Annotated in this window: 14 protein-coding genes and 1 pseudogene; 4 read left to right on the plus strand and 11 right to left on the minus strand. The window is 48.2% G+C overall.

The genetic code is table 11. The features are described from left to right. Window positions 1–251: 251 nt before the first annotated feature. The 3 genes and pseudogenes from H8L47_RS10000 to H8L47_RS10010 form a co-directional block, all read right to left on the minus strand. Window positions 252–674 carry a hypothetical protein gene (locus tag H8L47_RS10000; protein ID WP_186953457.1) on the minus strand — a complete coding sequence of 141 codons (423 nt, stop codon included), beginning with the start codon at window positions 672–674 and terminating at the stop codon, window positions 252–254. A gap of 403 nt (window positions 675–1,077) precedes the next feature. Next, window positions 1,078–1,233, minus strand: a pseudogene (locus H8L47_RS10005) (transposase); the annotation flags it as partial. Continuing rightward, window positions 1,230–1,730 (minus strand): hypothetical protein, encoded by a 501-nt coding sequence (locus tag H8L47_RS10010; protein WP_186953459.1) that lies wholly within the window; start codon window positions 1,728–1,730, stop codon window positions 1,230–1,232. The gene H8L47_RS10010 and the pseudogene H8L47_RS10005, both read right to left, overlap by 4 nt. A gap of 511 nt (window positions 1,731–2,241) precedes the next feature. On the opposite strand from H8L47_RS10010, the gene H8L47_RS30240 reads away from it, so the two are divergent. Then, window positions 2,242–3,564, plus strand: coding sequence for an Ig-like domain-containing protein (locus H8L47_RS30240; protein ID WP_186953460.1), 1,323 nt, complete (start codon window positions 2,242–2,244; stop codon window positions 3,562–3,564). Window positions 3,565–4,778: 1,214 nt separating this feature from the next. Here the strand turns inward: H8L47_RS30240 and H8L47_RS10020 are convergent. The 3 genes from H8L47_RS10020 to H8L47_RS10030 all read right to left on the minus strand — a co-directional run bounded on the left by H8L47_RS10020 (window position 4,779) and on the right by H8L47_RS10030 (window position 6,547). Continuing rightward, window positions 4,779–5,372 carry a hypothetical protein gene (locus H8L47_RS10020; RefSeq protein WP_186953461.1) on the minus strand — a complete coding sequence of 198 codons (594 nt, stop codon included), beginning with the start codon at window positions 5,370–5,372 and terminating at the stop codon, window positions 4,779–4,781. 117 nt (window positions 5,373–5,489) lie between these two features. Beyond that, entirely contained in the window at window positions 5,490–5,894 is a 405-nt protein-coding gene (locus tag H8L47_RS10025) for a cytochrome c oxidase assembly factor Coa1 family protein (RefSeq protein ID WP_186953462.1), read from the minus strand. Window positions 5,895–5,986: 92 nt separating this feature from the next. Then, complete coding sequence (locus H8L47_RS10030) at window positions 5,987–6,547, minus strand: SMI1/KNR4 family protein (protein ID WP_186953463.1); 561 nt, start codon at window positions 6,545–6,547, stop codon at window positions 5,987–5,989. A gap of 514 nt (window positions 6,548–7,061) precedes the next feature. On the opposite strand from H8L47_RS10030, the gene H8L47_RS10035 reads away from it, so the two are divergent. Then, window positions 7,062–9,326 carry a PQQ-binding-like beta-propeller repeat protein gene (locus tag H8L47_RS10035; protein ID WP_186953464.1) on the plus strand — a complete coding sequence of 755 codons (2,265 nt, stop codon included), beginning with the start codon at window positions 7,062–7,064 and terminating at the stop codon, window positions 9,324–9,326. Window positions 9,327–9,758: 432 nt separating this feature from the next. On the opposite strand, the gene H8L47_RS10040 is transcribed toward H8L47_RS10035, so the two are convergent. From H8L47_RS10040 to H8L47_RS10060, 5 genes are all read right to left on the minus strand, one after another. Beyond that, the gene (locus H8L47_RS10040) at window positions 9,759–10,856 is read right to left on the minus strand and encodes a leucine-rich repeat domain-containing protein (RefSeq protein WP_186953465.1); all 1,098 of its coding nucleotides are present in this window, start codon (window positions 10,854–10,856) and stop codon (window positions 9,759–9,761) included. Between the two features lie 149 nt (window positions 10,857–11,005). Continuing rightward, window positions 11,006–11,329 (minus strand): hypothetical protein, encoded by a 324-nt coding sequence (locus H8L47_RS10045; protein WP_186953466.1) that lies wholly within the window; start codon window positions 11,327–11,329, stop codon window positions 11,006–11,008. 73 nt (window positions 11,330–11,402) lie between these two features. Continuing rightward, entirely contained in the window at window positions 11,403–11,903 is a 501-nt protein-coding gene (locus tag H8L47_RS10050) for a tetratricopeptide repeat protein (RefSeq protein ID WP_186953467.1), read from the minus strand. Between the two features lie 495 nt (window positions 11,904–12,398). Continuing rightward, window positions 12,399–13,919, minus strand: a complete 1,521-nt coding sequence (locus H8L47_RS10055) for a tryptophan halogenase family protein (protein ID WP_186953468.1) — start codon at window positions 13,917–13,919, stop codon at window positions 12,399–12,401. 118 nt (window positions 13,920–14,037) lie between these two features. Continuing rightward, complete coding sequence (locus tag H8L47_RS10060; protein WP_186953469.1) at window positions 14,038–17,160, minus strand: TonB-dependent receptor; 3,123 nt, start codon at window positions 17,158–17,160, stop codon at window positions 14,038–14,040. A gap of 903 nt (window positions 17,161–18,063) precedes the next feature. Here H8L47_RS10060 and H8L47_RS10065 point away from each other — a divergent pair. Together H8L47_RS10065 and H8L47_RS10070 are read left to right on the plus strand one after the other, a co-directional pair. After that, window positions 18,064–19,956, plus strand: coding sequence for a beta-N-acetylhexosaminidase (locus H8L47_RS10065; protein ID WP_186953470.1), 1,893 nt, complete (start codon window positions 18,064–18,066; stop codon window positions 19,954–19,956). A gap of 114 nt (window positions 19,957–20,070) precedes the next feature. Then, entirely contained in the window at window positions 20,071–22,743 is a 2,673-nt protein-coding gene (locus H8L47_RS10070) for a beta-mannosidase (protein WP_230413681.1), read from the plus strand. Window positions 22,744–22,753 lie beyond the last annotated feature (10 nt).

The following is a 22,753-nucleotide window of genomic DNA, read 5'->3' on the forward strand; positions in this document are numbered from 1 at the left end:
TTGGGCGAAATCCAGCTTTATGTTTCGCTAGATCCACATGGGTGACTGGTGCGATTCACGCAACCACACGTTGAAGCAAAAGGCACGACGGCATTTTGAAACAAACATGTGGTGGCGCAGTAAATATGATCGCGGTGTGTTGCGAGTATCTTGTTCGACTACTTGACTACCGGGGGCTAATGGGTGACCCCGGCTTTTGCGATTACGCCTTACCGCGTTACACATGGCCTTTCCGGCGTGCCGTATTTATATTATTTTGGCACCAGCCAATATTTAGTCAATTTCCAATTTTCCTGCGGGGTATTTTGGTAGAGAAGAATTACTTCTCTCTCTTCCATCTGACCCTTTTTTAATTTTATGCCAGTGAATAACCCGTTTTCGACGGCAGCATCTGCAATGGCAGTTAGGCGAAATTTGACATGCATGTACACATTGCCAGTATCCCCCTCACCACTATAAATTCTATGTCTTTCGAATGAAAACTTGCGTTCTGACTCTTTGACAAATATTTCATTAAAGTCGGTCAATACAGAATCCGATGACGGCTTGCCACAACTAGGCAAAACGACACAAAAAACTAATAGCAGTAAAAGACGAACAACCATGCATGGCCTTTCAACCTGTGCCACCTGAACAGCATTTGACGCATGACTGTTCTGGGCAATCGTTTCCATTCGGTGAGCAGCCTCCTGTTTTAGAACATGCGAATCCACGCTCATTGTCCTTTAAATCGGAACACTGAAATGCCCAAGGCGGTTCACCGGATATCCGTCCACTTAAATCCCATAAGTCATGCCAGTAGCCGGGATCAGGTCTTACATTACGACAATTCTAAACTAAGAAAATGTATGAATGTAAGACCTGACCCCTGCTTTGGAGAAAATGTATGAATGTAAGACCTGACCCCGGCTTCTGCGTCACTGGTAGGTACTTGATGATTTTCCACAACCCAGGTCTTCAATGAATTATCACAAAGTTTCAGGACTGCAAGTGTCTTAGATAGTCTCTGCATTTCGGCATCGCTATCTAATGGATTGAGAATGACATAACAAAATCTTGTCACAAATATTCCTAACAAGCTCCGGTACGTAATATCCATAAAATCCCGTTGAGCACCGCACGATTATCATGCACTTCGGGCCTTCCACGACCATCACTACGCCTGGTCGATTCTGGAATTAAGGGAGCCAATATGCTCCATTGATCTTCGGTTAATTCTTCTCTTCGTGTCATGCTCCAAAGTTAACATAATCCAAAAAAAGATAACAGGCCCTATTTATGAAATGAGTTCTAGCGGGTAGTAATGGGCTAATCACATTTTTATCAATCGACTTCACCTCCAAACCGAATTGTTTACAGTTTGTAGCTGAGAGCATTCCCGGTGGAGCAATTCTTACTATTTTTCCCTTGATGATCACAAAAGAATCATCATAACTACTTGCAAGATCTATCATTTCTTTTTGTGCATTCTTAATTAATACCGGGACACAGTTTTGACGATTCATATTTTCACGAGAAGGAAAAATATTGTGATTTTCGAATCGGTACCGCAAAAACCCACGAACAACGACATCCTGCTCATTATATTTTTCAGTATCTAAAAATACCGCTACATCTTGTAATTGTTTATTGTGCTCAACGCTTGTACAACCAGACATGGACAAGATATAAGCCATAGAACTGATGACGCAAATTAGCGCTTTATTTAGAAAAATCATCTTCAATTTCATTTAAAATCAACCTGTAATTTAATCTCTATGATAAATAATATGCAAAGGCATCATCATTTTTTACATTCACAATTTTGACCACGGGATTGAGTTTGAAACTCATTCAATTGTTGTTGCATCGCTCTCCGATCGCCAGTTGTTATTCGTCACTTGGTCTGGCAATTTCAGGTTTGCATCCCTAACAGACGGGGTCTTATATTACGACAATTCCAAACGAAGAAAATGCATGAATGTAAGTGTAATAATCGGCTCGCCGCCGAAAATCACGCCGAAGCAAACACTAGAATTCACTCTTTTAAAATCAATGACTTAGAATGTTTGCTTAAGACACCTGACTCCAGCTTTACATCTCGATGTCACAGGATTATGGGCGGTTTTTTCAAGATGAAAGCATACAAAAATCACAAAAAACTAACTTGCATCACCCGAGTTTGAATGTCATCATATTAATGCTTTATTTGCAATACCCCTATATGCGAATAAAGTTTGACTTTCTCTACAAGGAGTTTTTGTGATATTCAAAAAAAATGTGGTTGCATTAGGTACTGCTTTGTTGTTATCCATGTCAGGCGCTTTCGCAGCTGGCACGCTCATCCCCTCTTCCAATCGTGTTGATATGTCGCACGACGCGGCTCGCAATATCATTTACATTACCGATGCCAACCAGGTACTGCGTTATCACCTTACCAGTGGCAGTTTCTTGTCACCTATCGTACTAGGGCCTGTCACTAGCGGTGGCAGCAAGGCTCAACTGAAAGGGATAGATCTGTCGCCCGACGGCAATACCCTGGTAGTCGCAGATCAGACTAGCGATAGCAGCTCACAATGGGTATATCTGATCAATTTGAACGGCAATCTGACCGGGCCTCAGGCAATCAGCAAGGTCTCCATGCAAAAAGAATTCATGGAGAATGGTATGTGGTCTGTAGCGTATGCCGGTGATGGCAGCATTTTTGCATCATCACAGTTTGCCGGGTCTGGCACGGTTCCTCTGCGCCGCCTTGATCCCGCCACGTTCAACTGGAGCAAGCTTGGTACTTCTTACCCAGAAAATATCTTTAGCCAGAACACGATGTTGTCAGCCAGTGGCAATGGCGCAGTGGTTGCATTTGCAGAATCAAACAGTTCAGCTGGCCCCTGGGGACTATATGACGTTGTAAACAATAATTTGAAACGCTTCAATAATTACCAGACTGGCACATCTGCTTACAACTATGAAATTGCCACCAACAGCAATGGCACACAATTTGCCATTCCCACCTACTTTGGCACACAGATTTTTGGCGCAAACTATGCAAAACAAGGAGTCATAGGCCAATATGCTGGCCCACAACCTATCGGTGTTGCCTATCACCCTGTTGAAAATCTGATTTATTTCCCATGGGCTGAAACGCGTGAAGTCAAAGCATACGATTCCAATACCCTGCAGCAGGTGGCAAGCTATGATTTTGAAGACAACTTCATCTCCAATGGCAATAACGCCTACAAACAGGGACGTACCAAGTTATCACGAGATGGTTCTATTCTGATGGTGACAGTGACCGGAGGCGTTCGTTTTATCAAAATGTATGACAGCCTGCGTGCCAATACAGTCACGGCCACCAATACTGGTGAGCCAATGACATTGAACTTGCAAGGTTCTATCGGCAATAAGGGCAAGCTAACGTATAAACTTGCCACCAACCCAGCACATGGTACGGCCAGTGTTTCTGGTAGCGCAGTAAGCTATATACCGACACCAGGATACAAAGGCAGCGACAGCTTTATCTATACCGCCAGCTATGGCAATGCAACAGTCAAAGCCAGAGTGGTCGTCAAGGCAGCGCCCAAATAAGTCCAGCCAGGCCAGGGCGAGCCCCGTCACTTTTTTTGAATAACAGGGTTTGCCGCTGAACAGCTTCCAAGGCCATCATCGCCCGCCTGCCATCACAGGCGGGCGATGTCGCATGTAAATCGCTACAGCGTCACAATTCTTTTGCCAGCGCTACCATGCGCTTGATGTCATTGACCAGGAAGGATGGTACGCCAGCGATATGCTCAGCAGGTATGGCAGGGCAAACCATGCGGTCTATCAAATTGCCACATGCCCCCTGCCTTCATGGGAGACTGGTGCGATTCACGCAACCACACGTTGAAACAAAAGGCACGACGGCATTTTGAAACAAGCGTGTGATGGCGCAGTAAATATTATCGCGATGTGTTGCGAGTATGTTGTTCGGCTACTTGACTACCGGGGCTAATGGGTGACCCCTGCTTTTTAATGTAAGTCCTGACCCCGGCTTTGCGGGGCCGGTTACTACGCTTACATTACGACAATTCCTAACTAAGAAAATGTATGAATGTAAGAGCTGACCCATCTTTGCTCAAGGGCCGATTGCGCAGCGGCTAGAACTCATAAATTACTACCGTCAAGTTTAAGTCCGCAATGCAAACATTTTCTTGAAAAGCTGTTAGAGACATGGGGCGAAAAAAAGCCTGTGCCATAGCGCTTGAAGTGAAATTTCTCACCACACCTCGGACAAAGATATGAGTGAAGAAAAAAACTGAGAAAGAATCCGACAAATGCCCAGAAAAAAAATAGTTGGTAAATCGGCAGAACCGCATGCTTGAAGCTCGATGGAAGCACCAAAAAACTAGCAGCAAATAGAAACGTCACTAGCCATGGAAAATGGCAAACAAACCTAAGCATGCGTAAAGAACTTAGTTTCTCTTGGATTTCCAAAGGGGTTTTTGGTGTGTGCGACATATTGAGTTCTAGCGTTTGAATTGTGGGGCGGCGTAGCCGTACCACACGAATGATAAGTTATACATCGTCATCTGGCTTATCCATGAAGTCCTGCCATTCATTTTGGTGGTACACCTCGGAATTTTGCGAACATGGGCTTAGGTCCTACATTACGACAATTTCAAACCAGGAGAATGTATGAATCTAAGACCCCAACTTTCCGTGTTGCGAGTATGTTGTTCGGCTACTTAGACTTTAGAATCTGACCCCGTCTTTCGCTTCGTCAATCGGAGCTACGCAAGCTAATGACCCCTTTTCGGAAACTACTCGCCTTCTAGCCCATCGTTGATCATTTGCATTATCCAAGGAGGGGATGCTAAACGATTCCGTTCAAACCTTTTTAGCAAACATGCCGCCCCATCTAGCTCTTTGTCCCTACAAGAGAAATAAACAAATCCATCTTGCACTGCGACACACTGTCCGGCAATTCCTCCTTCAGAAACAATATATGCATGCCCCTCAAAAAGCAAAAACAAGTGCATCAGATTTGCAATCAAAAGCTCAGTTTTATTATTAATTTCTTTATCTTCTGAAAATTCGAATAGAAAAGTTCGCGGCAAATTCCGATCTAACTTTCCTGCTCCGAATAGCAGTATTTGTATCAATATAATTTGCATCGAATCCAAGCAATTAGAATCGTCTATTTGAAATATTTTCCATTTCCCCTTTGGAAGCCAAGAAACTACGTGAGTTGCAAAATTTAATAACTCTTGCGCATCGCTAGGCATTTGATAATTTATCCAATGTCCATTGCTATTTTGGTTGATAACTGCATCTTCTATACGATTCCAATTGCCAATTTTCTTTCCAATTCCAGATAGAAATAGATTAGCTTCATCCAACGATAAAACTTTCATTTTCAACTCCCGGTCTTACATTACAGAAAATAGAAAATGTGGTCATGCCTTACATAACAACAATTTTAAGCTAAGAAAAAGCATGAACGAAAAACACGCCCCTGACTTTTACTTTCGCTAGTCGGCGCCACGCGAGCCAATAGATGACTCCTTTGTTTTTTTGTGCGCTTCAATAAGTTGGAATTCAAATTGATCCACTTCCAATTTTGCATGAATTACCTGCCATACCGACGACTTCTTTTTCAGGGTTATGTACACTTTTCCGCTTCTCGCTTTGCCAATTATTTTGCATTCAAACTCGGCAGACCCCTGATCACCAACTGACTCCAACTCATATCCAAAGGGCGCCAATTTAAATTCAGTAATTTCTCCAAGTTCTTTTTGTGCAATGGTAGATCTAAAAACGAAGTCTTTTGCAACCTCAAATGCTTCGCTTGTACTGGAATAAAAATAGCCAGTGAAATAAGTCCCCAAAGTGATGACTACGATCAAGAGCGACCACTTTACAATACGCTTATGCATTCTCTATGCTCGAAATTTAGCTATTCAAAATATGATGTACTATGTTTAGCGCCGACGCTGGCTTTTGCCAAAAATGGTATTCACTCTTCATATCACTCTTCACCAATTAATTGCCTGTATTGATGACGACTATAGTCAACCATCGCCAGGAACCATTCATCAAAGCCAGTAAATTCATCGATTACCTGCCCTGCCAACCAAAATACTTTCCCTGGATTTGTCGAGTTCGGGGTTGAAATGACGAATACATCGATGTCTTCCATTGCTACGGCGATCGGTGTTAATTCTTCTCGTCGAAATCCACACAGTTCTTGCAGGCTTTCCAGGCTTTGCAACAGGGCATTTGCGCGGTCAAAACGCGCGCCTTGTACCAAGTCCTCTGCAGAAAACAGGTCAATTGTCTGGAAAAAGCTGTGCCAACCATTGGCATGCAATAAGAACAGGCGTAGTTCCAGATCAAGTGAAAAACCAAGCATTTTCTCGGTCGAGTCGATTTGCTCTGTTGAAGCGGCGACTTCAGGGAATGGATATTCCCACAATGACGCTTGGTCTGCCTCTGCATTTTTTTGTCTCACCATGTGTGCGATCAAAATCTCCCGCTTCCAATCCATTGTCGATACTCCAGAAACAAATGTCGTTTGAGAGCTTATCATTATTTCTCAGTGCTTTTGATCGTCTCCATATTTTTTCTATGACCCTCCATTGCCTAGATCTCCCATTGCGTAGTGCCTCAGAAATTGTCGTGGCAATGATCGCGTCTTTGGCCCAGATAGGCGGTTTTGAGTTAGGGATGCACGCCAATCGGGTGCGTCCTGACAGCAATCTTAGGGGTGAAATGTCGGTGTTTTAGGCGCAGTCGCTCAAAGACCTGCCAAAGCCCGCATGAGATTATTCATTGGAAATCAATTACTTAGAATGTCTTTTTAAGAGATTGAACGGTGAATTTACTTGACCAGCCTGTCTTTATCATGGATGATCGCGTGCTCAAAATCTCAGCAATAAAATTAGCGTTCTTGAATCAGCCAGGGCTATCGACTCAGCTCAATCAGCCTTGTCATTCACTTGTGATTTTTCCAGTGAATAATGGCGCTTTAATATATTCAATACAAAATAACTACTTCAATGAAATTATTCAAACAAATTTCTTGCACACTATTCTGTGCAATTTTGCTTTCCGCTTGTGGCGGTGGTGGCGGTGGCAGTGCGCCTGGTAACGGCGGCGGCAGTAGCGGCGGTAGCTCGTCCAACACCGGGAACAATAGTAATCCGGCTGGGGACTGGCTCACTTTTAATCCTGCACAAGTAGATATTACCGTCTATGAAGGGGAAAGTCTGCCGGTGAATATCGTCGGTACGGCAACGAAGACATTTGCTAAAACCATCAACATTGCGATCGTTGACAATGTTGGCGTGATCACGCCCAACACCGGTGTTTCGGCAATAACGCCAATGCAATACCGAGTGACGCTCAATAGCAATCCGGGATTAAAGCCCGGTGTCTATAGCTCGCAGATTTTAGTACGGCTGTGTGAAGATGATCCCAGGGTCTGCAACGTGCCATTTCAAGGCTCGCCTTGGACCTTGCCCTATAAAATCACCGTCAAAGCCAAGGCAGATGCTACCCAGCGTGTAAGCATTTCGCCAGCAAGCATTGATTTATCAGGCAATGAGGGCGACAATCTTCCTATGAAGATCAGCGTCAAACCAGGTCAAGACCTTCCGGCATCGTTCAATGTCGGTATCGTCGACAAGGACAAGTTGACTTACTCCTCATCGAATATGGGGTTCCAATATAAACCAAATCAAGAATACAACGCTGATTTTGTAGTGCGGCCCAATCTGCTGCCGGGGACATACTCAGGCCAGTTTGAAGTCAGAATTTGCGTCGACGATCCGAACTATTGCAGCCAGCCTCTGGCCGGTTCTCCCTGGATAGTTCCTTATAAGTTCACGCTCAAATCAAAAGCAGCCGGAATTACTTTAAATATCAATAGCTTGCCTTCTGTACTGGATTTTACCTACTACGAAGGAGAAACCAGGCAGTTCAGCATTTCTGCAGAATCTGTGACGGATATTGGTAAGCCTGTTAATCTTGGCATTTACGATTCAGCGCGCAATTCGACAGTTAAGAGCAGCAATAAAGTCTCCAATACGAAGACCATTGCGACGTTGGAAACAAGCCCGGCTTTGAAGGCGGGTGTTTATAACAGCACGCTGGAAGTACGTACCTGTGTCGATGATCCAATTGACTGTAAATGGCCGTTCAACGGCTCACCTCGCCAAATCCCTTTAAAGATTACAGTACGCTCCAACACCAATTTAACGCCGTTGAAATCCTTGCCGCAGGTCAGCAGCTGGAGCACATTCCAGGGCAATGCGGCGCATAGTGGTTATGTACCTGCGAGCTTCTATCCCAGCAATTTCTTAAGGCGCTGGAATTGGACACCTGCTAGTGCCGGCTTCCTGTCTGACATCAGCATAGAAAACGGTGTGGTCTTTCTTAACAAGACCAGTGCCACTTACCCAAGCGGTGTCTATGAATTGACCGCGCTGAACGAAAGCAATGGACAAGTTCTGTGGAAAACACCGATGGGAAAGCTGTCCAAAGCCAACGCGCCGGCGGCTGGATCAGGCAAGGTTTTCGTGACTTCAACAGGGCATAGTGATACGTTTTTCTGGGTATTCGACCAGGCCACTGGTGCTTTGCTCAACAAGATTGCGATGAACTCACAGTGGGAAACCTATCTTGCGCCGACTGTCTATGGCAATGAAGTGTTTACTGAAAGTGGCTACTACGGCGGGATGAGTAAGTACAGTATCGGCGAACAAAAAATATCGTGGGGAATTGGCCTGCCACAATATGATACCTGGACCCCTGCGGTCGATGCCAATTTTGCCTACACCTATCTGTCTGGCAGTTTGCATGCAGTCAGCAAAGCGGATGGAAAAGTCGCCTATACTATCAAGAACCCTGATTTTTCCTGGGCGGGTTATGGTGGATCAACGCCGGTTCTGTCCGAAAGAAATATGGCATTTGTCAGCGGCAATGGTCTGCAAGCTTTTGATCTGAGCAAGCAAACCCGCGCCTGGAGTGTCACTGGCAACATCTCAGCTGCCCCAGCTTATGCCAAGGATGTGGTCTTTGTTCTCAATGCCAATGGGACTGTACTTGAGGCACGCTCTGCACAAACTGGCAGCCTGGTATGGATGGCGAGTGCGCTGTCTTCAGACAATGTTTCTCGTAACTTTAGAAATATGGTGGTGACTGATAATCTGGTGTTCATCAGCTCCGGCAATAACACACTTGCGATTGACATCAAAACCCGTCAAGTCGTCTGGGAACACCCATTCGGTGGCTCACTCGCTATCTCAGATCGCGGCGTTTTGTATATCAAAGGCGATAGTCGTATTGAGGCGATCAATCTTCAATAAAGTGATCGGTAAGTTGTAGCATTTCATCCTTGGCTAAGTTGCATTTTCTTGGCCAGGGAGGTTCAACATTGTCACGGTGCGTGTGACGTCACATCGACACCCTGGGCGTGTTGAGGTCTCTTTCAGATAAAGCATTTCCGCAGTATCGGTATCGCGGCCCTGGAAAAACGGGGCAGCGAAAAACTGGGTCTGGTCTCTTAAGCAAACATTCTAAGTCATTGATTTTCAATGAGTAAATTCTCGTGTTTGCTTGGGCGCGATTTTCGGCAGTGAGTCGATTACTATGCTTGCATTACGACAATTCTAAACTAAGAAAATGTATGAATGCAAAACCTGACCCTATCTTTTCGTTTTCGTGATCCCATCTCGATAAAAACTTGACGGGAACCATAGAACCTAATGGGTGACACCGGTTTTGTTTGAAACATCCGATTACACTTCGCTAATCGGAGCTACACATGCTTCAAATTGATACTTTCGATAGCCTTTCAAGGACAAATCTTTTTCAATCACGTCGTCTTTTTTCTTTCCACCATTGAAAAAAGTAATTCCACGCAAAGACGAGGGCATTTTTGCAGAAATAAATGCGTCATAATCCAGCGCCGTTCGAAAAAGCCATAATTGCTCTAACTTAGGTAATCCTTCAAAGCCATCAATACGGCTCAATGTTTTGCATGTCGAGATATAAATATCTCTCAGCAAAGGATTCTCGCCTAGCTTTAAGCTATCTAATTGAATTTGACCTGATATTTCCAATTTTTCCAACCTGGGAAATCTACCGATATCCCCAAGTTCTTTCAGTCCTCGCACTCTCATGATTCTCAATTCTCTTAATTCTGGTGCCTCAATTTCCGCAATTGATTCATAACCTCCAAATTGAACTGACAGATCTTGTAAATTTCGAATTTTTGACACAAAGCTTAAGTCAAGCGTATTTTTTATTTGGAGTAATGATAAATTACGGAGTTTCGGTAATTGCGTGATGACATCAATATTTTTGAATTGCCCTCCCGTACCAAAATCGCGTAACTTCTGATATTTTCTTAAATGAATCAAGTCAATATTTGATTTTTTGTTTTCGCCTATGAAAAGGGTATCTAATCCGTGAAGAGCTTCAATAGATAATATATCTGGGACATCAAACCCAGATGCGCCTAGGTTCAATTCTTTTAAATTACTCAAATATGAAAGATCGCAAATATTAATGCAATTATTCATGCCATCAATAATGACATTTGTCGCTTCTGGAATAGACCGTAGTATGGACGCATTAAATTGCTCACCAAAATGTCCCCAAAAACGTATCTGAAGGTCAGGGCCTATCAATTTTGCTGCTTGATTTAATTCCGCAAGTAATTCAGGTGAGCAGGACGACGTCGAGCCAAATTGAATGACGACACGCCACCCCGGGGAAATCAAATTTTTAATCTCAGTTATATCAATCGCCCGAGGGCTTTCGATTCGATGATAGCAATACATTTTCATACTCCATAAAACTGCAAGAGGCGGGCAGGTCTCCTTAAGAAACATTACGACTATTCCAGGCTAAAAAAATGTATGCATATAAGCGCAGTAATCGGCTCTCTGTCGAAAATCGGGTCGAAGCAAAAATTATGATTTATTCATATAAAATCCATGACTTAGAATGTTTTCTTAAGAGAGCTGCCCCCAGTTTCCGATTAAACTACCGGATGAAAAACCACCTGCACAAGTTTATTTTCCAACTCGAGAAACTCAATGTTTTCCAGCAGTTCAGGATCATATAGCGGCGCCAGTAAAAACAATTTTTGACAAGTAAAAAATATTCTTAGTTGTAAGAATGAAAAGGCAATCCAATCAAATACTGATGGATTGGATACATCAGTCCATCGAGCAAGAAAGTGTCGGAATAACTTTACCTCCGCACCAGACATTATGATAGTGATCGCATACTTTCGGTCTGCGGTTTCCATAATTCTATAAATTTCCCGGATGCTCGTCTTTTTTTGGGTAACGTTATTCATTAAAAATTAAATAATTTAAAAAAATCAATGAAACTTTACTTGAAGGTAGGCGTTGTTGAAAACATCTTGATTATCAGGGCTGGCGAATAACTTCAGCCTTGTTACGATCGTCATTCATCCATTTCAATGCATTTTGTTTTGGATACCTGGCTTGAGAAACACCATTCTGTTCGGCCAACTCTAACCAGCGTAGCGCTTCAATATAACTTGTCCTTGTTCTATCTCTCTGCAAAACAGAGCCAAGATTATACTGAGCAATAGGATTTCCTCTATGCGCAGAAATTCTGAGCCAATACACCGTTTTATCAAAGTTCTTACCCGCTATATCGTAATACATCCCCAAAGCGTTAGCTGCCCACATGTCTCCAGTTTGCGCTTTTGCGATTAAGTCATTAAGTTCTATTTTTGATAAGCGCAGATTATCCACGACATACGCTTTGGACGACTTTTCTCTTTTGGATATACTCTGTCTATCAAGTAAAGTGCGGTTCTCTTTATTGGACAATAAAACATGATCAGCAAATGAATTTGAAGATACGAAAAAAAGAATGCTCATAAAAATAATACTTTTCATATCAATTCCCTCGCCTACATGTATACATGACGAATTTACCGGATTTACTTAAACATTGGTATTTTTGATCGGCATCGTCGCGCCCGTTATGAAATGAACGCCATCTGAACGACACAGAATATGGGGACACAAAAAATGGCGTCAGGTCTCTTAAGAAAACACGTTGAAACATAGATTTTTTACATGACGGCAATTCTACGCCAAGAAATGCATGGATATAAAATCTGCCCTCAACTTTGTTGAGCAATATGTGCCATGTTCTTGATTGATTTGCTTTTCATTCTTGCGATAGACCTGGTCATCTTCAAGTGTTTCCATCTATCTGTCCCTCAGCTTCAAGCATGTTGTAGCTTGATCGTACAAGCTTCAATTTCTGTCAGTGTTTTGTCAGGCTGTGCCCATCGATGCGGTGTTGTCGTCTTTTGATACACGACATGCGTGCGATTGCGCTGCGTCAATCGCACGCTGCTGACTAATCCAAAAATCAGTATCCACTCATTGCGCTGCAGCCTTCCAGTAGCGGTCTATCCATTGCTGGTGCGTGGGCATGGCGGAGACGGCGTGCAGGAAGGTGGTGCGCATGCCTTCGACGTAGTCGAGCAGTTTGTCTTCGGGCATGTCGTCGACGATGGGGTGATAGCCTTGCGGAGTGATGCGCTGACCCAGCATGACCTGGACCCAGCTTGGTAGCGCGAAGAAATCTTCGCCGTTGCGGAAGTAGCGACCATCGTAGCGGAACAGGTCTATCGCCTCGCGCAAGCTGTCGGGGATTTCCATGGTGCGGCAATGGTTCCAGAACGGTGTGTCGGTGCGTTCTGTGGCGTGGTAGTGCAGGACCAGGAAATCGCGGATACGTTCGTATTCTGTCACGGATTCACGGTTGTAGCGTTCGGCCAGCAGCGGATTGAAATCACGTTTGGGGAACAGGCTCAGCAAGCGGGTTATGCCGGACTGGGCCAGGTAGATGCTGGTTGATTCCAGTGGTTCGAGGAAGCCACTGGCCAGACCCAAGGCGACTACATTCTTGTTCCAGAATTTCTTGCGCATGCCGGTGGTGAATTGTAGCTGGCGCGGCTCGGCCAGCGCCTTGCCGTCGAGGTTGGCCAACAGGGTTGCAGCGGCTTCGTCGTCACTGATGTGCTGACTTGAATAGACGTAGCCATTGCCCACCCGGTACTGGAGCGGGATGCGCCATTGCCAGCCTGCGGCACGTGCGGTGGCGCGCGTGTAGGGGGTGATAGGATCGACACTTTCACTCGGTACTGCCAGTGCGCGGTCGCAGGGCAGGTAATGTGTCCAGTCGAGGTAGCCAGTCTTGAGTGTTTGCTCTATCAACAGGGCGCGAAAGCCGGAGCAATCGATGAACAATTCGCCATCGACGACTGCGCCGCTGTCCAGGGTCAGCGATTCGACAAAGCCATCGTGGGCGCGCTGTTTAATGCCAATCACCTTGCCTTCGATGCGTTGCACGCCACGGCTTTCTGCCAGTTCACGCAAATAGCGGGCATACAGTGTGGCGTCGAAATGATAGGCGTAGGCGATGTCGGCCAGGGGGGAATTGGGTGCAGCATTATGGTCGCGGGGTGCGAACTTGCCGCGTGGTGCCATCACGGTCTGTGGCGAGTAGTCGCCGATGGGTGCGGCGCGGCCAGACAGAAAAAGCTTGAGCCAGAATTGGTGAAATGGCAGTGGGCCCAGTGAGCGACCGATGGCACCAAAACCGTGGATATAGCTGTCGCCGATGCGGCCCCAGTCATTGAATTGTATGCCGAGCTTGATGGTGCCTTGTGTGCGTTTGACAAACTCGGCTTCGTCTATGCCCAGCGATTGTCCATTGAATAGCCTGATGTGCGGGACGCTGGCCTCACCGACGCCAACGATGCCTATCTCTTCAGATTCGACCAGGCGTATGGTGGCACCCTTGCCCAGGTAGGTGGCCAGAGCAGTAGCCGCCATCCAGCCCGCGCTGCCGCCACCAACGATGGTGATATTGCTGATACGCTTGTTGCTTGTCATTGCGCCTCCCAGAAAAAACGGCAGTGGCCGCTTGGTCGGCCACTGCCTGTAAAAACCTTCCCCGGCCTGACGGCGCGGGGAGGTGGCGGGTAATACTGTTAGATGAGAAACTGATCGATTAGAACTTGTAATTCATCCCTACGTAGAATACACGACCTGCATAACCACTGGAGTAGAAGCGGTCTTTAGTGTCGTTGCCAAGGTGAGAACTTGACTCTGCCTGGGTCAGGTTCAGCACGGAGGCAGTCAGGCTGAGCTGGGCGTTAAAGTTGTACGCTGCATTCAGGTCGAGCTGGCTGTATGGGTCTTGGTAGACATTCAGGCCATTCACCAGACCGCCGACGACTTCACCACGACGGTTGTACGAAGCACGCACCAGGTATTGATCGGTGCTGTAGAACACGGTCAGATTAGACTGGCTTTTGGCACTGCCAACCAATGGTGACTTGCCGATTTCCTTGCCATTGGCGAGGGTGATCGCAGCCTGGTTGGTATTGTTATAGGTGTAGTTGAACTGGAAGCCAAGCCCGGATTTGAAGGTATGCTGTGCATACAGTTCAACACCCTGGGAGACTGCATCGCGGCCACCAGCGCTGGTTGAATAGTTTTGCACGGTCACTGTGTTACCACCAACAACCATGGGCATGCTCAGCACAACAGGCACCGCGAAGTTGCTGACGTTTTTACGGAAGATGCCAGCACCCAGCACCGAGCCGCGATGGAAGTACCATTCCAGGCCCAGATCAAACTGAGTCGCCTTGTACGGTTCCAGTGACTTGTTGCTGCCCTGACCAAACCAGCCCTGCTGATCCGCACCACCAGTCAGGCGACGGTCATTGACATACTCCTGGCTGTAGTAGTTCAGGCTGCCTGGAGAGGCGATGTCACCATAGCCTGGACGTGCCACTACTTTTGAAGCTGCTGCACGCACGACCAAATCATCACGGAGATCATAGGCCAGGTTAAAGCTTGGCAAGACGTCGGTGTAGTTGCGGTCAAGCGAGCTGACCACGAACGAGGATTTGCGTCCCATGCTTTCTGGCACCGTGGTGTAACCACTCACGCAACCAGAACCCGCCGGAGCGCCAGTGGCTGGCAAGCCACCTGCACGGCATGGTGCCGGTGTGCCGTTGGCACCGTTGAAGAAGTAGTCGTTGTAGTAGTCAACCTGATCGGTAGAATCAGCATGTTGCTTGGTCTGCACCAGTCTCACGCCGACATTACCACGCAGGCGATCGGTTTTGATATTGGCTTGCAGATAGGCAGACATGATTTTTTCATTGACGTTATAGACGAAGTTGTCTTCGTTACGCGTCCGCATGGCGCCGTAAGTCTGGTCCAGGTGAGCAATATAGGCCGGGAAATTGATCGCCGGGAATGCGCTGGAGCTGAAGCCGCCCGCAATATTGTCCAGCGATGTCGGGTACAAGAAGCCCGGCTGGAACTTGGACGCGCTGGAGTCACAACCAGCCTGGTAGCGATTGTCGTAGTTGCTGCCATCGGTGCCCTTGCAAGCCCAGTAGTTGTTGCCAGTGCTGCGGTGGGTGCCGCCATCACGGTACTTGGCACCAAACTGCAAGGAGTCCAGCCAGTTGCCGTCGGTATGCCAGGTAAAGTCGGCCTGTGCATATTTTTGTTCGGTGCTGTTCTTGGTCCATGAAGACGAGGTGGAGCCAAGATCGATTTCGCCTATACCTTTTTGCAGGTTGGCCATCAGTTGCGGCGAGAAGGTCATGGTGGGCGTACCTACCGTACTCCAGGAACTGGCGTAGTTACCCAGCGTCCAGCTGCTGTCGGCGTTTTGCATGCGCGGTTTGATCGGCATGGTGAACTGCATCTCAGGTCCGCCGCTGGCCCAGGTACGACCGCCCTTGAAAGTAGCGTCGATCGACGTGCCGCGCCATTCGGCTTCGAAGTCGGCAGTCTGCGACAAGGAGCGTTCGCGGTTGAAGCTGCCCGTGATCTGCGGAGTTGGGATGGTGCAGTCATCAGGGCCGAAACCGCCAGTATTTTTGATGCCGCCCGCTGCCGCCGCATTGCCGCTGCAATAGTAGGTCTTGCCTGGGCGGGCGCTGTATTGCGCGCCGGTGACAATGGTGCCGCTGCGGTCAAAAGTCAGTCCGTCAAGCATGCGGCCACCAGGCCAGTTGCCATCACCGTCATAGCGTGCCAGATTCCATTCAGGAATCTTCAAGGTATTGGTCTGCGAGTTTTGCGACAAATCAAAACGGAAGTAGTTGGCCGTCAGGTTGAGGTTGCGCACTGGTTTGAATTGCAATGTCAATTGCCCGCCCTTGCGTTCACGCTCTTCCGTCTTGACATCAAGATTGACCGAGGTTGGCATCATGAAATTGCTGTAGTACTTGCCGCTCTGGTCGTAGAAACCAGACTGCCCCCACCATTTGGAGTTCAGACCTGATGGGCCACCATTGACATCAACTGCGGGGTGGGTTTTGTAGTTGTCTGCATACCATTGCCAGTTTTCTGTGCTGGCACCCATGGTGCGTGCAGTACGGTTTTGCTGGGTGTAGCCAACCAGCACGCCGAAGCGATTGCTTTCATCATGCCAGGCATACTGTCCAGAGATTTGTCCATCGACTTTTTTGGTGGTGTCGGCCCAGGTCCCTTCGGCGGAGACAAAGCCACTATGGGACTTGACTTCCAGCGGACGGCGCGTGCGCAGGATCACTGTGCCACCTATGCCGCCTTCGTCGAAACGCGCTTCCGGTGTCTTGTACAGCTCGGCACTGGAGAGCATGTTCGACGGCATGAGCATGTAGTTGAATGAGCGTGTAGGGTCGCCGTTGGATTCTGCCGTGGCGATGTAGTTGCCGTTTAACTGTGTCAGCGTCAATTCAGAAGACAAGCCACGCACGCTGACATTTTTACCTTCGCCACCGCTGCGGTTAACGATAACGCCAGGCACGCGCTGCAATGCATCTGCCACGTTTTTGTCCGGGAACTTGCCGACATCTTCTGCGGTGACCACTTCAACGATGGAGTTGGCAGTGCGTTTTTGATCCAGACTTTTCTCGATCGCATAACGATAGCCAGTCACGACCACTGAAGGCGGCTGTTTCGCTTCGGCTGCCTTTTCTGCCGAGTTTTCTGCTGGTTTTTCAGCAGTCGCCGTTTGCGCGTAAGCAGTGGAAAAGGCCAGCAATGCTGCACCCACCGCCATGACGATGGGCCTTACACGGCAATGACGATGGCGTGAAGCGGAATGGGTTCTGAAGCTCATGTATGTCTCCTGGTTGTGCCCAATAGCGGGCTTGTTATATGGCGCTGGCAGGGTTCTCTTCATTCGTGGAGCAGACCGGTACCTTCCGCATCTGTTCGCTTTCACAGAGAGCGTACAACGCAAACTGGTGAGAGTCCCGACGATTTACTAAACGACACAATTTACTTCTGCATGTCGTTGGGCATTGCATTGCACCCAGAGATGTTTATACAAAAGAAAATACGGCACTCAAACAAAATTTCAGAATTAGGCTGAAGTTTAGTTTGATTAGTAAACGCAAGCAGGGGTGAATGTGTGGCGATTCCGCCACAATGGCAAGCCGTCAAAAGGCTGATTTTCCATGTTCCTCATTCTGTAGATTGGCGGTCATCAGGCAAATCGCAACCGCATCTGATTTGGGAAATTAAATGGAGAAAAAAATCGTGATTTGCTGGCACTACCCGGCTTAAACCACGATGTCTGGACATAAAGGAAATACAAATATTGCCAGCTGCCTATGCGCCGCAAGGCTTGCATGTCAGTGCGCCCCAAGTTGGGCGACCATTTTGTTTAGTGAACTTTATAAACAAGCATGCATTTTTTTGATTCAATTGAAGTAAATAATTTGACGCGTTATAAATATCATGACGAAAAAAGCCTGGTGCAAACACAAAATAAAGGCAGAAAAACAAAGACTTTGCGTTTATTAAACCATCACTAAACCAAGGCAAGGAGACTATGAGAACGCAGCAGACAATCTCGCCCAACTCTTCATGTTGGTGTCAGCACGCCCTGGCACACATGGTCCCCGCACACTTATTTGAGTATGATCCCTTGATGTTTTCTTAATATTAAGGTGTTTGGTTTTTCAGCCAGCCAGCATTCCCGCCCTGGCTTTCATTTCAGCTTGATTGGAGTCTCACAATGTCCTACCAGGTTTTGGCAGTTCTGACACTTTGCAGCGGTATCTTCTGTGTAAACTCATTTGCAGGGCAACTGGAAAAGCCTGGCGAAAAATCGCATGCCTTGGCTGTGATTCCCAAACCTGCCAGTCAACAATTGGGTCAAGGTAGTTTTAGCCTGTCTGGTAAAACCCGGCTGTTCGCGAGTGATGCGGCTGCATTGTCGAATGCCAGCCTGTTGAATGACAGGCTGGAGCAAACGCTGGGTTTCAGGCTGGCCGTGCTACAAAAACTGCCAGGCAAGGGCGATGCCAATTATCTGCTGTTGAAGACTGAAGCGCAATCGACCAACAAGCAAAGCCAGGATGAAGCCTATGCACTGGCGATCAATCCACAGTCCATAGCGTTGAAAGGCTCGCCAGCAGGCCAGTTCTATGGCATGCAAACCTTGCTGCAAATGCTGCCAGCCAAGGCCAGCGACGTGGCCCGCTTGCCTGCTGCCAGCATTGCTGACAACCCGCGATTCTCCTGGCGTGGTATGCACCTGGATGTGGGACGGCATATGGTGTCGGTAGAATTTATCAAGAAATTCCTCGACCAGATGGCGTTCTACAAGATGAATACTTTTCACTGGCACCTGACAGAAGACCAGGGATGGCGCATAGAAATCAAAGCCTATCCCAAGCTGACAGAAGTGGGTGGCTGGCGTAAGGAAAGCACGCTGAAGCGTCATGTCGAGCCTTACATTGGTGATGGCAAACCCTATGGTGGCTTTTATACCCAGGAGCAGATAAAAGAAGTAGTTGCCTATGCTGCTGCCCGCCATATCACGGTTGTGCCAGAGATTGAATTGCCCGGCCATGCGCAGGCGGCCTTGGCAGCCTACCCTGAACTGGCCTGTACACCGGGCCCGTTCGAGGTAGCGACCAACTGGGGCATATTTGAAGATATCTTTTGCCCAAGTGAAGCCACCTTCCATTTCCTGGAAAACGTGCTGACCGAGGTCATGGCCTTGTTTCCTGGCCAATACCTGCATATAGGTGGCGATGAAGTGCCCAAGGCGCGCTGGAAAAAAAGTGCGCTCGCGCAGGAAGTCATGCGCAGGGAAGGCTTGAAGAATGAAGAAGAATTGCAAAGCTGGTTCATACGCCGCGTAGAAAAATTCATCAACAGCAAAGGCAAGCGCCTGATAGGCTGGGATGAAATTCTGGAAGGCGGCCTGGCCCCCAATGCCACCGTCATGTCCTGGCGTGGTGAAGATGGCGGTATCGCGGCAGCCAGACAAGGCCATGATGTGATCATGAGCCCGACCAGCCACTGCTATTTTGATGCTGGCCAGGGGCCAAAAGAACAAGAGTCGTGGGAACTGGGAGGCGAGCTGCCTATCGAGAAAGTGTATGCCTACAATCCCGTGCCTGCTGTGCTCAAAGCTGAAGAGCAACGCCATGTCAAGGGCGTGCAAGCCAATATCTGGACTGAATATCTGAGCAAGCCAGAGATGATTGAATACATGGCCTTTCCGCGTCTGCTGGCTATGGCAGAAGTGGCATGGACTGCGCAACAAGGAAAAGAGTATGCCAGCTTTGAAAAGAGGCTGGAGGCCCACTATCCAAGACTGCAACAAGCCGGGCTGGCCTATCGCATCCCCCGCCCCATTGGTCTGCCAGCACAAGTTAATGCAATGGATAAGACACATACCCTGGCCCTGCACGCACCTGTCGCGGGCAGCAAGATGTATTACACCGTTGACGGCACAGTGCCGGACACAAGCTCGCCTCAATATATTCGCCCGCTGGTGATTGCTGTCAAGCCAGGCCAGGATAGCCTCGTGCAAGTGCTGACGGTGAGCCCGGACGGCAGACATAGCGCCGTACAGCGTAGCGTCATTCGTAGTGCTGGCATTGTGCAAAAATAAGCTGACTTCGTACTGCATGGGATCTCGGTAAAGCCCGCCATTTGTACATGGCGGGCGTTGGCAGTGACCGGTCCAGCCTGTGTCCCCCTCATTCCTTTCATCATCGGATTCTAAATGAACACGTCCCGGAATTCCTTCATGCGCTTTGTGCACAACTCTTGCATGGCCTTGCTTGCTGCCTCATCCAGTCTGCTCATGCTCGCGCCTGCCGTGGCGGCTTCCACTCGCGTGCAGGATTTATCCGGCACCTGGACTTTCCGCCTGCTGCCCGATGACCCGGCTGCCGCTCAGCATGCGCAAGCCACACAATGGCGTGCCGCACAAGTACCAGGCCATGTGCATACCGATTTGCTGGCGCATCAATTGATTGCTGACCCTTATGTGGGCGATGCCGAAGCCGCCCTGCAATGGATAGGCAATGCTGCCTGGGAATACAAACTGGAATTTGATCTGGATGAAAAAAACCTGACATCAAAACACCAGGACCTGGTGTTCGAGGGGCTGGATACTTTTGCTGATATCTACTTGAATGGCAAGAAAATTGCAGCGACAGACAATGCCTTCCGACGCTGGGTTTTACCAGTCAAGACGCTGCTGAAAAAACGCCAGAATGAATTGAAAATCATCCTGCATTCACCCATACAAAGACTGTTGCCACAAGTGCAGGCCATGCCGATCAAACTGGCGGGCAACTATCCATCGCCGTTTGGTGATGAACCCCGTGACGCCATGACGGGCAATTTTTCCCGCAAGCCTGGCTATCACTACGGCTGGGACTGGGGGCCACGCTATGTCACTGCCGGTATCTGGCGCGCGGTAAAAATTGCCAGCTATGATGATCTCTTATTGCAGGATTTTCATATCCAGCAAGACAGGCTGAATGCACAAAGCGCAGAGCTGGAGGCAAAGTTTGAATTGCAAGCTGATAAAGACGGCCAGGTTGATCTGGAAGTGCGCGTCAGTGACCCGGAGGGCAAGCAGATCATGTCCAGGAGCTTGCATGCCAGCGTCAGGAAGGGCCGCAACCAGCTCTCTTTGCCACTACAGCTCGATAATCCACGCCGCTGGTATCCGCATGGCATGGGCGAGCAAGCCTTGTACAGCTTTGAGCTCAGTCTGAAAAAGGGCAAGCAACTCATCACCGAAGTAAAAAAACGCACGGGCTTGCGCCAGGTGGAACTGCGCCGTGACAAGGATCAATGGGGGCAGGCATTTGGCTTTGTCATCAATGGCGTACCGGTGTTTGCCAAGGGTGCCAATTTGATTCCTTTCGATATGTTCCCCAACCGCGTCAAGCCTGAACAAATGCGGGCGATTTTGCAGTATGCAAAAGATGCCAACATGAATATGTTGCGGCTATGGGGTGGCGGCTACTATGAAAGCGATGCCTTTTACGACATGGCAGATGAACTTGGTTTGATGCTCTGGCAAGATTTCATGTTTGGCGGTGGTGTCGTGCCTGGCTATGACAAAACTTTCCGTGCCAATGTTGTCGCCGAAGCCAAAGACCAGTTATTGCGCTTGCGTTCCCATCCCAGTATCGTACTCTGGTGCGGCAATAATGAAGAAGAAACAGCCTGGAAGGATTGGGGCATAGGAAAAAAACTCACTGAAGAAAATCCGATTTTTGCCGAGCATGTATGGGCAGGCTATGTCGCCTTGTTTGGCAAGGATTTGCGTGAACAGGTTGCTCTGCATGGTGCGGGTGTTCCCTACTGGTCCAGCTCACCCAGCAATGATCTTGCTGACAAGGCTAACGATAGTAACAACGGTGACAAGCATTACTGGGATGTCTGGGCTGGTTCGCAGCCAGTCGAATTTTATTTATCCGAGACACCCAGGTTCATGTCGGAATTTGGCTTGCAAGCCTGGCCAGTGCAAAGCACGGTCGATAGTTTTGCGCCACGTAGTGAACAAAAGATCGATGGCCCGCTGATCCGCGCCCACCAAAAGTTCCTGGCCGGTGAAGGCAACCAGCGTTTGCTGCACTACATCCGCGCGAATTATCATGAACCAAAAACCTTCGCTGACTTTATTTACCTGAGCCAGTTGATGCAGGCTGAAGGTATAGAGCTGGCATCGCTACATCACCGCAGCAGCATGCCACGCACCATGGGCTCTTTGTACTGGCAACTGAATGATGTGTGGCCAGGTGCATCCTGGTCCAGCGTGGATTATTTTGGTCACTGGAAGGCTTTGCATTTTCATGCCAGACGATTCTTCGCACCAGTGACAGTGGCCGCCTTGCATGACAAGGGAATCACCCGCCTGAGTGTCATGTCAGACCTGTTGCAAGAGCAAAACCTGGCGTGGCGACTGCGCATCATGGACGTACATGGCAAGGCCTTGCGCGATGAAACCCAGGCACTCAAGCTGCCCGCCACCAGCGCCACGGAACTGGCACAGATCAAGGATACAGACTTGCCAGCGGGAGCGGATGCCAGCACCGCTTATGTTGTGGTAGAGCTGATGAAAGATGGAAAAAGCATCGCCCGCAGCATTGCCTATCTGCAGGCATCGAAACACATGCAATTACCCAATCCTGGGCTGGAGGCAAAGATAGTCGCTGAGGCTGATCATTATCGCCTGGACTTGCGGGCAGAAAAGCTGGCGCGTGCAGTCTGGCTGGATTTTGGCGAGCATCAAGCACGCCTGTCGGACAATGCCCTGACATTACTCCCTGGCGAAAGCATTTCCCTGCGCCTGGACAGTGTGCAAAGCCTGGCTACTTTGCGCGCCAGTCTGCGCATACAGCATCTTGCCCAACTCCAAACTACGCACCCCTAACGAGAAATCA

This window comes from Undibacterium umbellatum (genome assembly GCF_014284125.1).
Classification (GTDB): domain Bacteria; phylum Pseudomonadota; class Gammaproteobacteria; order Burkholderiales; family Burkholderiaceae_D; genus Undibacterium; species Undibacterium umbellatum.

What these genes read in the sequence shown, in the direction of transcription:
- H8L47_RS10000 (WP_186953457.1), bottom strand. Translation starts at nt 674, where the DNA reads ATGGAAACGATTGCCCAGAACAGTCATGCGTCAAATGCTGTTCAGGTG.
- H8L47_RS10010 (WP_186953459.1), bottom strand. Translation starts at nt 1,730, where the DNA reads ATGAAATTGAAGATGATTTTTCTAAATAAAGCGCTAATTTGCGTCATC.
- H8L47_RS10020 (WP_186953461.1), bottom strand. Translation starts at nt 5,372, where the DNA reads ATGAAAGTTTTATCGTTGGATGAAGCTAATCTATTTCTATCTGGAATT.
- H8L47_RS10025 (WP_186953462.1), bottom strand. Translation starts at nt 5,894, where the DNA reads ATGCATAAGCGTATTGTAAAGTGGTCGCTCTTGATCGTAGTCATCACT.
- H8L47_RS10030 (WP_186953463.1), bottom strand. Translation starts at nt 6,547, where the DNA reads ATGATAAGCTCTCAAACGACATTTGTTTCTGGAGTATCGACAATGGAT.
- H8L47_RS10040 (WP_186953465.1), bottom strand. Translation starts at nt 10,856, where the DNA reads ATGTTTCTTAAGGAGACCTGCCCGCCTCTTGCAGTTTTATGGAGTATG.
- H8L47_RS10045 (WP_186953466.1), bottom strand. Translation starts at nt 11,329, where the DNA reads ATGAATAACGTTACCCAAAAAAAGACGAGCATCCGGGAAATTTATAGA.
- H8L47_RS10050 (WP_186953467.1), bottom strand. Translation starts at nt 11,903, where the DNA reads ATGAAAAGTATTATTTTTATGAGCATTCTTTTTTTCGTATCTTCAAAT.
- H8L47_RS10055 (WP_186953468.1), bottom strand. Translation starts at nt 13,919, where the DNA reads ATGACAAGCAACAAGCGTATCAGCAATATCACCATCGTTGGTGGCGGC.
- H8L47_RS10060 (WP_186953469.1), bottom strand. Translation starts at nt 17,160, where the DNA reads ATGAGCTTCAGAACCCATTCCGCTTCACGCCATCGTCATTGCCGTGTA.
- H8L47_RS10065 (WP_186953470.1), top strand. Translation starts at nt 18,064, where the DNA reads ATGTCCTACCAGGTTTTGGCAGTTCTGACACTTTGCAGCGGTATCTTC.
- H8L47_RS10070 (WP_230413681.1), top strand. Translation starts at nt 20,071, where the DNA reads ATGAACACGTCCCGGAATTCCTTCATGCGCTTTGTGCACAACTCTTGC.